Here is an 11,589-nt window from a genome sequence, read left to right on the forward strand (position 1 = left end):
GTTTAACACAGGGTGCTTCCGGATAAATGACAGATACCCCACGTGCGAAAGCGCGGGGTATCTTCCCGCTCTCCGTAGGATCAACGGTAGACGATACCGCCATCGGTCAGGATGGCCTGACCGGTGATGTAGTCGGAATCCGGACTCGCCAGGAAAGAGACGAGAGATGCCACATCGTCCGGCGTCTGCGCGCGACCAAGCGCAATGCCGTCGACATATTTCTTGTAGGTTTCACCTTTCGGCGCGCCGGTAATCTCGGCGAAACGCTCGTCGATTTCCACCCACATGTCGGTGCCCACGATGCCGGGGCAATAGGCGTTCACGGTAATGCCCGCGCTTGCATATTCCTTGGCTGCGGCCTGCGTCAGCGCACGCACGGCGAATTTCGTGGCGGAGTAAACACCGAGCATTGCAAAACCATCATGACCGGCAATGGACGAAGCATTGATGATCTTGCCCTTCTGGTTGCGCGCCTTGAACTTCGCGGCAGCCGCCTGAATGCCCCAGAGCACACCATCGACATTGATGCGGAAAATACGCTCGACCTCTTCCGGCTTCACATCCGCAATCGGCTGAACCTGCGCAATACCCGCATTGTTGACGATCACGTCGAAACCGCCCAGTTCCTTTTCCGCATGGTCGATAGCGGCATAGACATCGTCGCGTTTGCTGACATCGGCTGAGAATGTGGACGCCTTGCGGCCCAAGGCTTCCACCTCTTTTTTGACAGCATTGAGTTTGTCCGCCTTGAGATCGACCAGTGCGACATCAAAACCGTCCTTGGCCAGCCGAAGGGCGATGCCCCGACCGATGCCCTGTGCCGCACCGGTGACGAGCGCAACCTTGGTGTTAGCCGACATGATTCATCCTTTCCTGAGTGATTTGATGAATGGCAATGCAACGCATCCCATAGGCGATATGGAACACGTCCCGGCGCTATCAACCCACGCCAGCGGCTTGATTTCATTGATTGCGATCAAATTCCCTTTATTAGCATCCAGAAAAATAAAAAGCCCGGCAGTGCCGGGCTTTTTTGATCTATATTGATGCCGGGAAGGCCTATCAGATATTCGGTTCGATCTTGCCTTTGGCCTTGCCCTTGTTCTTATCCTTGGCTGTGAGCTTGTCGATATAGGCAAGAAACAGCGCAGACACGACGAAGGCCAGATGTATGATCGTGAACCACATAAGCTGGTTCGACGTATAGGTCGTGGCATTCAGGAATATCTGCAAAAGATGGATCGACGAGATGGCTACAATCGTCGACGCGACCTTGATCTTGAGCGAACCGGCATCAATCGTGCCCAACCAGTGCACCTCGTCGCCCGCCTGATCGAAGCGGCTGACAAAATTTTCATAGCCGGAAATGATCACCATCACCACGAGGCTGGCAATCAGCGCCGCATCGATCAGCCCCAATATTTTCAGGATCGTATCGGTGTCGTTCAGCGACGTGGCCTTGGTGGCGAAGTCGAAAAGCTTACCCGCAAAAGATACGGCATAAATGGCCAAGGCAATGGCCAAACCCAGATAGAAAACCACCAACAGCCAACGCGAGGCCAGAATGATGTTCTCAATCATCAACTCAATTCGTTTCATGCAACCACTTCCAGGTTTTCATACCAGACACCTCGTAAAATTTTGCTTCGTTCGCAAGGAAAATGAACCACATTTGGCGTGGAATAATGTGCAAAAGCCAGAATGGTGATGGCAATGGCGAATTTCAATAAGCGCTGCACACAAAGCCTATGTCTTTCGTGCAGATAGCTAAAAGGCAAAGCCGTCCGGCTCACAAAGAAACAGCATTTTCTTATTTAGTGTTATAAATATTGCATCGCTGTGACTTCAAAGCCGCTGGTCTATTCAACACTTTCATAATATAAGGCGCCCCTGATATTTTATTGCCGCCTCGCAATAGGGTGGTGTTAAAAGCGGGAACCTAATGAACATCGAGACGGCCGTGAACGACAAAGCCAGCATCTTCGATCTGGCTCCTATTTCTCTTTGGCTTGAAGACTATAGCGGTCTTCGCAAGCAGTTCGATACATGGCGGTCGGAAGGCATCACTGACCTTAAGACTTTTCTGATGGAAGACACGAGCCGTCTTCGCATCTGCACGAGTCACATCCGGGTTCTCGCGGTTAACCGCAAGACGCTTTCGCTGTTCGAGGCGAAGGATATCAATCACCTCGTCACCAATCTGGAGCGCGTTTTCCGCGACGATATGCTGGAACCGCATATCGACGAGATGGTGCAGCTCTGGAACGGCTCCGACACGTTCTACAGCAACACGATCAACTATTCGCTAGAAGGCCGGCGCATCGATATTCAGCTGAAGGGCCGTATCCTGCCCGGTCACGAACAAAGCTGGGATCGTGTTCTCCTGTCGATTGAAGACGTAACCGCACGCGAAAACGCGATGCGCGAGCAGGATCGCCACAAGCGTCATGCGCAAGGCCTGTTCGAGCATTCGCCGGTTTCGCTGTGGGTTGAGGATTTCAGCCGCATCAAGGAACTGATGGACGATGTGCGAGAGCGCGGCATTATCGATTTCCGCGTGTTCACCGATGTGCACCCGGAATTCGTGCGCCAGTGCATGAGCGAAATCCGCGTGCTGGAAATCAACAACGAGACGCTGGAGCTTTTCCTCGCGCCCGACAAGCAGACATTGCTGCAATCCCTGCCGCAGATTCTGCGCGGAGAAATGGAAGCGCATTTCCGCGAACAGCTGATCGACCTGTGGAATGGCATTCTGTTCCAGCGTCGCGAAGTGATCAACTACGCACTCGATGGCACTGAACGCCACGTTCTGTTGCAGTTCTCGGTCCTGCCCGGCCATGAAAATGACTGGTCGCTGGTGCAGGTGGCGCTGACGGACATCACCGCACGCAAAAAGGCCGAAGCCTATCTGGAATATCTCGGCCAGCACGACGTGCTGACCAAGCTGCACAACCGCGCCTTTTATGTGGATGAGCTCAACCGGCTGGAGCGGAAGGGCCACCTGCCTGTTTCCATCATCATCATCGATCTAAATGGCCTCAAGTCTGCCAATGACCTTTGGGGACATGCGTCAGGCGACGGATTGCTGCGCCGTATCGGCGAAGTTCTGAACGAAGCCGTCAAGCTGCCCGGCCATGCCGCGCGGATCGGCGGCGACGAATTTGCAATTGTGCTGCCTTATGTGGATGAGCGCGGCGCGGAAGCCATGGTGGAAGACATCAAGCGGCTGGTTGAAATCAACAATCAGTACTATTCCCAATTGCAGCTCAACCTGTCCATCGGCACGGCAACCACCACGCCGGGAGAAACGCTCGAAGCCGTCGCCAAACGCGCCGATCTCCTGATGTATGAAAACAAGCGCCAGCAATATTCATCCAAAGGCGGCAATATCTAATCGTCGAACTTGATGACGGATTTGCCGCGTGTCAGATCCGTCACGAGCCGCGACAGGTCATCCTGCGCGGCAATAGGCATTGCGCCGGTTATTTCCACGCCGTTTGCCGTAAAATTCTCCTGCGCAATCGCGACATGATCCACAGCGGTCAGCCGCGCTTTCAACAGCGCGTGGTCGGAAAAATCGCAGGCAAAGGCAAAGCCGATCATCGGGATCACCTCGGTCTTTTCCGCCTGTCGCAGGCAGGTCGCCGCCGTGCCGCCATAGGCGCGCATCAAGCCACCGCTACCGAGCAGAATGCCGCCGAACCAACGGATCACCACCACCGCAATATTGTTGAGCTGTTGACCGTCGATGGCTTGCAGGATCGGCTTGCCCGCCGTGCCGCTTGGCTCACCGTCGTCGCTGAAACGATAGTTCTGCCCCATACGCCAGGCCCAGCAATTGTGACTGGCCGCAAGGTCCGAATGTTCGCTCAGGAAATCCTTCGCCGCCTGCTCGCTCGCAACCGGCGCGGCAATTGCCAGAAACCGACTTTTCTTGATTTCCTGACTATAGGTTTCAACGCGACTGATCGTGAACATGGCAATCCTGCAACTATGATTTTGCGGCCTATCATGTTCCTGTGTAGATGACGACCCCTTACCCATTGCCCGCCATTGCGCCTACGGCGCGGAGGGTATAAGGCATTTTAGAAATGTGCTGTTTTCTAACAGCCTTGATCTTCCTGCAATGACTTAAGAGGCCTGCCGATGTTCGATTTGATTGTGAGAAACGCTAATCTCCCTGACGGTCGCGAGAAGCAGGACATTCTGGTCAAGGACGGCAAGATTACCGATATCGTTCCATCGAAGGGCGAGCATCAGGCTGCCAAGGAAATCGACGCTTCCAACCGCCTCGTAACACCACCTTTTGTCGATCCGCATTTCCACATGGACGCAACGCTGTCGCTTGGCCTGCCGCGTCTCAACCGTTCCGGTACGCTTCTGGAAGGGATCGCGCTCTGGGGTGAACTGAAGCCCATGCTGACCGTTGAAGCCATGGTCGAACGCGCCTTGCGCTATTGCGATCTGGCCGTCAGCCAGGGCCTGCTGGCCATTCGCAGCCATGTCGATGTCAGCGATCCGCGTCTGCTGACGGCGGAAGCGATGATCGAGGTGCGCGAAAAGGTAAAGCCGTATATAGATTTGCAACTCGTTGCCTTCCCACAGGACGGTTATTATCGTTCGCCGGGCGCGGTCGATCTCGTCAACCGCTCGCTCGATATGGGCCTCGACATTGTCGGTGGCATCCCGCATTTCGAGCGCACCATGGCCGATGGCGCTGCAGCGCTGGAAGAGCTCTGCCGGATTGCCGCCGAGCGTGGCCTGCCGGTCGATATTCATTGCGACGAAACCGATGATCCAATGTCGCGTCATGTGGAAACGCTGGCCGCCCAGACCGTGCGTTTCGGGCTTCAGGGTCGCGTATCGGGCTCGCACCTCACATCCATGCATTCCATGGACAATTACTATGTTTCCAAGCTCATTCCGCTGATTGCGGAAGCGCAGATGAACGCTATTCCGAACCCGCTCATCAATATCACATTGCAAGGACGCGCCGACACCTATCCAAAGCGTCGCGGCATGACCCGCGTGCCGGAACTGATGGCTGCTGGCGTTAATGTCGCCTTCGGTCATGATTGTGTTATGGACCCATGGTACTCGATGGGCTCCGGCGACATGCTGGAAGTGGGGCATATGGCGGTCCATGTGGCGCAGATGACGTCCATCGAAGGCAAAAAACAGGTCTTCGACGCGCTGACCGTCAATTCGGCCAAGGCGCTCGGTCTGGAAGGCTATGGTCTTGAAAAGGGCTGCAATGCAGACTTCGTCGTGTTGCAGGCGCGTGACCCGCTGGAAGCGCTGCGCCTCAAGGCCAACCGCCTGACGGTCGTGAAGCGAGGCAAGATCATTGCTGAAACGCCGCAGCGTGTCAGTGCGCTCAATCTCGAAGGCCGTCCGTCTTCGATTGATGGCGCCGATTACGCACCCATCGGCTGAACAAACACGACGCAGCAACAAACCGGTGCCTGTTTTTCAAGCGACCGATAAAAGCGCTTGAATTAAAGGCAGATTAGTCGGAAATACGAGACATTGCTTATGCTCCTCCTGATCAGGGTGCAGGGCAATCCGTCGCGCATGGAAAGCACGCACAAACACCACCTTAAGAGGGGTCCAAATGGCCAAATTATCGAACTTCACCCGCCGCGACATTCTTGCGATGTCTGCGGCACTGGGCGCAACTGCGATTTCCACGCGTGTTTTCGCAGCGGATGAAAAGCTGAAGGTTGCAGGCATTCACGCCTCGCCGGTTGAAAACGCCTGGAACTCCCGCCTGCACGAAGCACTGAAGCAGGCCAATGACGAAGGCGTCATCGAATATGTCTTCTCCGAAGGCGTTTCGGCGAGCGACTATCCCCGCGCCATGCGCGAATATGCCGAACAGGGCATCAAGCTGATCGTCGGCGAATCCTATGCCGTCGAACGCGAAGCGCGTCAGGTTGCTGGCGATTATCCGCAGACCACTTTTGTCATGGGTTCCTCCGGCAAGCCGCAGGGCGACAATTTCGGCGTGTTCGGCACCTGGAATTTCGAAGCAGCCTATCTTGCAGGCATGCTGGCAGGCGCGATGAGCAAGTCGGGCACTTTCGGTTCGGTCGGCGCTGTGCCGATCCCGGAAGTCAACATGCTGATGAACGCCTTCCAGGATGGCGTGAAGGAAACCCGCCCGGATGCGAAATTCATTGCATCCTTCATCGGCACCTTCTTCGATCCGCCGAAGGCGCGTGAAGCCGGTCTTGCCCAGATCGATTCCGGCGCAGACATTCTGTTCGGCGAACGCATCGGCACCGCCGACGCCGCCAAGGAACGCGGCATCAAGGCAATCGGTTCGCTGATCGACTATACACCGCGCTATCCGGACACCATTTTTGCAAATGCAATGTGGTACTTCCGCCCAATCCTTAATGCAGCGATTGCAGATGTGAAAGCCGCCCAGCCGACCGGTAAGGATTACACGCCATTCAGCCTCATGAAGGAAGGCGGCAACGACATCGTCTACGTCAAGGGCGTCGCACCGGCAGAAGCCGAAGCCAAGATGGAAGCGCGACGCGCCGAGATCAAGGCTGGCAAGTTCGAGTACAAGCCGAACGCGGCTGAGCCCAAGTAAGACAGCAGCAAACAGGGCGGCAGAAGTGGCATTCGACAGCAAGCATCAGGACGCAACAGCACTCGCGCAAGCGATTGCCGGAGGCGTTTTAAGTGCGCGAGAGGCCATGGATGCCGCCCTTGAAGCCGCAGAAAAATGGCGCCCTCTGGGCGCCATTGCATATCTCGATCCTGAACTTGGCCGCACCAACGCAACGGCGTTTGACGCGCACGCCGACAAAGCTCCGTTTGCGGGCATCCCATCGCTGTTCAAGGATTTGGGCGGCCCTTGCGCCGGTCTGCCGATCCGGCTTGGCTCGCGTGCCTTCGAAAACGCTTCGCCGCAAATGGATTCCGAGCTTGGCAGACGCCTGCGCAAAGCGGGCCTCAATTTCTTCGGCACGACCACCGTGCCGGAATTCGGCCTTGCACTCGCCAGCGAACCGGAAAGCGGCCCACTGGCTCGCCATCCATTCGATGGAACACTTTCTCCCGCTGGCTCATCCGGTGGCGCGGCGGCAGCCGTCGCAGCCGGGATTGTCAGCATCGCCCACGCAACGGATGCAGGCGGCTCCATTCGCGTACCTGCCGCTACCTGCGGTCTGATCGGCCTGAAGCCGAGCCGTGGCGCGATGCCCGCCGGACCGCATTTCGGCAATTATCTCGCCGGTATCGCCAGCGAGTTTGCGCTGTGTCGCTCGATCCGCGATGCGAAGACACTGCTTCCGCTCGTCGAGGGCAACACCGAGGGCTTTCTGCCTGATCCGGCCATGAGCGCGGGCGAGCTGCCGGAACGTCTGCGCGTCGGCTTTGTCGCGGAAGACCTTGCCGCTTATCCTGTCACAGCAGAGCGTATGCAGGTTGTGACCGATGCCGCCCGTTTTCTGGAAGCGCAAGGCCATGCCATCCGCGAAATCCCCGCGCAGGATCTAAGTCCTCTTGTCGCTTCCAGCGCACGCGCATTCGATCGCATCATTTCCGTCAATCTTGCAGCCGCAATCGACTTTCTAGCAATCGATCAGGAGAAACTGGAACCGCTCACCCGCGCGGTTGCAGAGCGTGGACGCGGGTTTGATGCAACCGCGCTCTATCGTGCCATGAACGGCGCTGTCAGCGCTTCGCATATGCTCTGGCAGATTTTCCGCGATATTGATGTGCTGATAACCCCGATGCTTTCCAGAGCGCCCTTGCCATTGGGCTCGTTTCCGATGAACCATGGCGATGTGGACAATCACTGGCGGAAGATGAACGAATTTGCGCCCTATGCGGCGCTTGCCAATATTTCCGGTTTCCCGGCGCTTTCTCTACCATTCGGAGAAGATGCCAACGGGATGCCGTTAGCCGTGCAGCTTATCGCGCCCATGGGCGCGGACAGGCTACTTCTGAATGCCGGTCAGCGGCTGGAAGCGGATCGCCGCTGGCAGCATAAATTTCCCGTTGCGGGGTTGAACCAATGACGACAACAGTTCTTGAACTGCAAAACATCACCAAGCGCTTCGGTGCACTTACAGCCAATGACGATATTTCGCTGAAGCTGGAGCGTGGCGAAATCCTCGCTTTTCTCGGCGAAAACGGCGCGGGTAAAACCACGTTGATGAACATCCTGTTCGGCCATTATGTGCCGGATGAAGGACGTGTCTTCGTCAAGGGCGTTGAAATCCCGCAGGGCAAGCCGCGCGCAGCCATCGATGCGGGCGTAGGCATGGTGCACCAGCATTTCACCCTCGCACCCAACCTCACGGTTCTGGAAAACATCATTACCGGCACAGAAAGCCTCTGGAAGCTCAAATCCGCGCATGGTGCAGCGCGCGCCAAGATCGCGCAGATTGCAGAGCGTTTTGGCCTCAAGGTCGATCCTGATGCGCGGCTTGGCGATCTTTCGGTCGGTGAGCAGCAGCGCGTCGAAATTCTGAAAGCGCTTTATAACGACGCGGATGTGCTGATCCTCGATGAACCGACCGCCGTTCTGACGACGCAGGAAGCGGAAGGCCTGTTCGCGACGCTCAAAGAAATGGCCCGCCAAGGCCTGTCGCTGATCTTCATCTCGCACAAACTGCATGAAGTCATGTCCGCCGCCGACCGGGTTATCGTGCTGCGCGGCGGCAAGCTTGTCGCCGAGCGCAAGGCTTCTGAGACTTCCAAGGAAGAACTGGCCGAACTGATGGTGGGACGACGTGTTTCGCGCCCTGCCCGCGCCGCTGCAACCCCCGGCGAAACGTTGCTGGAAGCCAGCAATGTCACGGTTGTGGAGGACGGAATTGCTCGCCTTTCGGAACTGAATTTTCAGGTTCGTGCCGGTGAAACGCTCGGCATTATCGGTGTGTCCGGCAATGGGCAAGCAGCGCTCGGACGGTTGGTTTCGGGCCTTAGCCAGCCGGCAAGCGGCGCGCTTATCATGTTGGGGCAGACCGTGACCAAATTCGATCCGCGCCGCTTTGTGGCAGAAGGTGTCGGGCGTATTCCCGAAGACCGGAATGCTGAAGGCGCCATTGGCGATCTGACCTTGTGGGAAAATGCCATTCTGGAGCGCGTGCGCGATCCGAAATTCTCGAACGGTATTCTGGTCAATCGCACTGCGGCACGCGAATTCACCGACCGTATTATCACGGATTTCGATGTGCGCGGCGGCACACCGGATAGTCGTATCCGCCTGCTTTCCGGCGGCAATATGCAAAAGCTCATTTTGGGTCGCAATCTGGAGACCGCGCCGCGCATTCTCATCGCGGCGCAGCCGACACGCGGACTGGATGAAGGCGCGGTCGCGGCCATCCACACCCGCATTCTCGAAGCGCGCGCCAAGGGCGCAGCCGTTCTGCTGATTTCCGAAGATCTTGATGAAATCATTGGCTTGGCGGATCGTGTTCAAGCGATTGTTAAGGGCCGCCTCTCCCCGCCTATCGATGCAGAAGAAGCCAATGCGCAGAGACTGGGCCTCATGATGGCTGGCGAATGGCAGGCAAATACCAAGAAGGGGCTGAATTGATGCGTATTGAACGACGCGAAACGCGGCCCATGGCGTTGGTGACTACGGCACCGATCATTGCGGTCCTGGCCGCTTTCGTGCTGGCGGGCCTGCTGATAGCCGCCGCCGGTGCGCCGGTGGTCGAATCCTTCCGCCAGATCGCCATCGGCGCATTTGGCAACAAGCTGTCGATCAGCGAGACGCTGACACGCGCCACGCCGCTGATGCTGACCGGCCTTGCCGCCGCTGTCGCCTTCCGCTCCAAGCTTTGGAATATCGGTGCTGAGGGACAGTTCTATATGGGCGCGCTGGCCGTGGTGGCCATGGGCACGCAATTGCAGTTGCCCGCGCCGCTCCTAATTCCGCTGCTGCTGATTGTCGGCGCGATTGCTGGCATGATTTTTCTACTGATCCCGCTCGGCCTTCGCTTGCGCTTCGGCGTCGATGAAGTGGTGACGACACTGCTTTTGAACTTCGTTGCCGTGCTGTTCGTTTCCATGATGATCGAAGGGCCGATGAAAGACCCGCTGGCCTTTGGCTGGCCACAGTCTGAACCGGTGCCGGATGCCGCCGTGCTGCCGAAAATCATGGCGGGTATGCGACTGCATATCGGCATCCTGATCGCCATCGCGCTTGCGCTGATCATTGCCTATGTGCAGAAGCGCACCGTGTTCGGCCTTGAAACCAAGGCCGCCGGTATCAATCCGGGTGCGGCGCGTTTTGCAGGTGTTCCCCTCGGTCGCACACTGATCAAGGTCGCCTGTATCTCCGGCGGTCTGGCAGGTCTGGCGGGCGCCATTCAGGTCATGGGTGTGAAGGGCTATGTCACGACCGACCTTTCGCCGGGCTTCGGTTATTCCGGCATTATCGTCGCGATGCTCGCCAACTTAAACCCGATCGGCGCGATCTTCTCGGCGCTCTTTGCCGCCGCCATGTTCGTTGGCGCAGACGGCATGAGCCGCGCCATCGGCATTCCGAGCTTCATTGCCGACGTCACCGTGGCGCTGTCGCTCCTGACCATGCTCGTCGCATTGTTCTTCACCCAATACAGGATCGCCCGATGAACGAGTTGATGGATATCCTGCTTTCTGCTGGCCTCTGGGTCTCGGTCCTGCGCATCGCAACGCCGCTGATCTTCGGCACGCTCGGCGCGCTTTATTGCGAACGCGCAGGCGTGCTCAATCTCGGCATCGAAGGCATCATGACCTTTGGCGCGATGATCGGCTGGCTGACTGTCTATAACGGGGCGGATCTGTGGGTGGGTGTGCTGGCCGCTGCCGCTTCGGGCGCGCTGTTCGGCCTGCTGCACGCGGCGTTGACTGTCCCGCTCGGGCTGTCGCAGCATGTGGTCGGTCTTGGCATTACGCTGTTTGCTTCAAGTCTCAGCTATTTCCTGTTCCGACTGCTGGTGCCGCTCTCCTCGACGCCGCCGACAATCACGCCGTTTCAGCCCGTGAACCCGTCGTTCCTCGCTGATGTGCCTTTTATCGGGCAGGTATTGGGCACACAGACAGCGTTGACATGGATCGCCATTCCGCTGGCACTTTTGCTTGGCTATGTGCTTTTCCGCACACCGCTCGGCCTTGCCATTCGCATGACCGGAGAAAGTCCTCATGCCGCCGAGGCGCAAGGCATCAACCCGATCCGTGTGCGCATTTTCACGATCATGTTCGGCAGTGCATTGATGGCGGTTGGTGGCGCGTTCCTGACGCTTTCGGCGTTCAACTCGTTCTTCCCGACCATGATGCAGGGACGCGGCTGGGTGTGTATCGCGCTCGTCGTTTTCGCATCGTGGAAGCCCGCCCGTGCATTGCTGGGCGCATTGCTGTTCGCGCTGTTCGATGCTTTTCAGCTTCGCCTGCAAACGGTCTATGGGAAGGCGGTTCCTTACCAGCTTTTCCTGATGATCCCCTACATCATGTCGATTATCGCGCTGATCGTCATGGCAAGGCGCGCGCGCGTTCCGCAAGCGCTGATGCAGCCCTATCGTCGCGGAGAGCGCTAACGGCGTTTTTCACCACAAAACTGCAAACAAAAACGGCGCC

General features: G+C 57.4%; 11 protein-coding genes. 8 read left to right on the top strand and 3 right to left on the bottom strand.

Annotation, left to right across the window (positions count from 1 at the left end; translation table 11 throughout):
* Positions 1-80 precede the first annotated feature (80 nt).
* Positions 81-860 (bottom strand): acetoin reductase, encoded by a 780-nt coding sequence (locus tag HWD97_RS10910; protein WP_121538293.1) that lies wholly within the window; start codon positions 858-860, stop codon positions 81-83.
* Between HWD97_RS10910 and HWD97_RS10915 the strand changes: the two genes are divergently transcribed.
* Positions 859-1,047 carry a hypothetical protein gene (locus HWD97_RS10915; protein ID WP_140023824.1) on the top strand — a complete coding sequence of 63 codons (189 nt, stop codon included), beginning with the start codon at positions 859-861 and terminating at the stop codon, positions 1,045-1,047. The two genes, HWD97_RS10910 and HWD97_RS10915, sit on opposite strands and share 2 nt — an antisense overlap.
* 15 nt (positions 1,048-1,062) lie before the next feature.
* Here the strand turns inward: HWD97_RS10915 and HWD97_RS10920 are convergent, their stop codons facing one another.
* Entirely contained in the window at positions 1,063-1,599 is a 537-nt protein-coding gene (locus tag HWD97_RS10920) for a TIGR00645 family protein (protein WP_371835010.1), read from the bottom strand.
* 343 nt (positions 1,600-1,942) lie between these two features.
* Here HWD97_RS10920 and HWD97_RS10925 point away from each other — a divergent pair, with 343 nt between their 5' ends.
* Positions 1,943-3,394 (top strand): diguanylate cyclase domain-containing protein, encoded by a 1,452-nt coding sequence (locus HWD97_RS10925; RefSeq protein ID WP_371835011.1) that lies wholly within the window; start codon positions 1,943-1,945, stop codon positions 3,392-3,394.
* Here HWD97_RS10925 and HWD97_RS10930 read toward each other — a convergent pair.
* Positions 3,391-3,978 (bottom strand): YigZ family protein, encoded by a 588-nt coding sequence (locus HWD97_RS10930; protein ID WP_121538287.1) that lies wholly within the window; start codon positions 3,976-3,978, stop codon positions 3,391-3,393. The two genes, HWD97_RS10925 and HWD97_RS10930, sit on opposite strands and share 4 nt — an antisense overlap.
* Positions 3,979-4,146: 168 nt before the next feature.
* On the opposite strand from HWD97_RS10930, the gene HWD97_RS10935 reads away from it, so the two are divergent.
* From HWD97_RS10935 to HWD97_RS10960, 6 genes are all read left to right on the top strand, one after another.
* Complete coding sequence (locus tag HWD97_RS10935; protein ID WP_371835012.1) at positions 4,147-5,436, top strand: amidohydrolase family protein; 1,290 nt, start codon at positions 4,147-4,149, stop codon at positions 5,434-5,436.
* Positions 5,437-5,614: 178 nt separating this feature from the next.
* Entirely contained in the window at positions 5,615-6,604 is a 990-nt protein-coding gene (locus tag HWD97_RS10940) for a BMP family protein (RefSeq protein WP_121538283.1), read from the top strand.
* A 25-nt stretch (positions 6,605-6,629) separates the two neighbouring features.
* Complete coding sequence (locus tag HWD97_RS10945) at positions 6,630-8,039, top strand: amidase (protein WP_235858954.1); 1,410 nt, start codon at positions 6,630-6,632, stop codon at positions 8,037-8,039.
* Positions 8,036-9,565 carry an ABC transporter ATP-binding protein gene (locus HWD97_RS10950; RefSeq protein ID WP_109367297.1) on the top strand — a complete coding sequence of 510 codons (1,530 nt, stop codon included), beginning with the start codon at positions 8,036-8,038 and terminating at the stop codon, positions 9,563-9,565. The genes HWD97_RS10945 and HWD97_RS10950 overlap by 4 nt, the downstream gene beginning before the upstream one ends.
* On the top strand, positions 9,565-10,608 hold the full coding sequence (locus tag HWD97_RS10955) for an ABC transporter permease (protein WP_109367296.1): 1,044 nt from the start codon (positions 9,565-9,567) through the stop codon (positions 10,606-10,608). The genes HWD97_RS10950 and HWD97_RS10955 overlap by 1 nt, the downstream gene beginning before the upstream one ends.
* A complete protein-coding gene (locus tag HWD97_RS10960) occupies positions 10,605-11,549 on the top strand; it encodes an ABC transporter permease (protein ID WP_109367295.1) in 945 nt (314 codons plus the stop codon). The genes HWD97_RS10955 and HWD97_RS10960 overlap by 4 nt, the downstream gene beginning before the upstream one ends.
* The last annotated feature ends 40 nt before the right edge of the window (positions 11,550-11,589 follow it).

Origin of the sequence: Ochrobactrum sp. C6C9 (assembly GCF_022627935.1) — a bacterium.
Lineage (GTDB): Bacteria > Pseudomonadota > Alphaproteobacteria > Rhizobiales > Rhizobiaceae > Brucella > Brucella teleogrylli.

Excerpts from the sequence above, each read along its gene's own strand:
- HWD97_RS10915 (WP_140023824.1), top strand. The coding sequence starts at position 859 with ATGATTCATCCTTTCCTGAGTGATTTGATGAATGGCAATGCAACGCAT.
- HWD97_RS10910 (WP_121538293.1), bottom strand. The coding sequence starts at position 860 with ATGTCGGCTAACACCAAGGTTGCGCTCGTCACCGGTGCGGCACAGGGC.
- HWD97_RS10920 (WP_371835010.1), bottom strand. The coding sequence starts at position 1,599 with ATGAAACGAATTGAGTTGATGATTGAGAACATCATTCTGGCCTCGCGT.
- HWD97_RS10925 (WP_371835011.1), top strand. The coding sequence starts at position 1,943 with ATGAACATCGAGACGGCCGTGAACGACAAAGCCAGCATCTTCGATCTG.
- HWD97_RS10930 (WP_121538287.1), bottom strand. The coding sequence starts at position 3,978 with ATGTTCACGATCAGTCGCGTTGAAACCTATAGTCAGGAAATCAAGAAA.
- HWD97_RS10935 (WP_371835012.1), top strand. The coding sequence starts at position 4,147 with ATGTTCGATTTGATTGTGAGAAACGCTAATCTCCCTGACGGTCGCGAG.
- HWD97_RS10940 (WP_121538283.1), top strand. The coding sequence starts at position 5,615 with ATGGCCAAATTATCGAACTTCACCCGCCGCGACATTCTTGCGATGTCT.
- HWD97_RS10950 (WP_109367297.1), top strand. The coding sequence starts at position 8,036 with ATGACGACAACAGTTCTTGAACTGCAAAACATCACCAAGCGCTTCGGT.
- HWD97_RS10955 (WP_109367296.1), top strand. The coding sequence starts at position 9,565 with ATGCGTATTGAACGACGCGAAACGCGGCCCATGGCGTTGGTGACTACG.
- HWD97_RS10960 (WP_109367295.1), top strand. The coding sequence starts at position 10,605 with ATGAACGAGTTGATGGATATCCTGCTTTCTGCTGGCCTCTGGGTCTCG.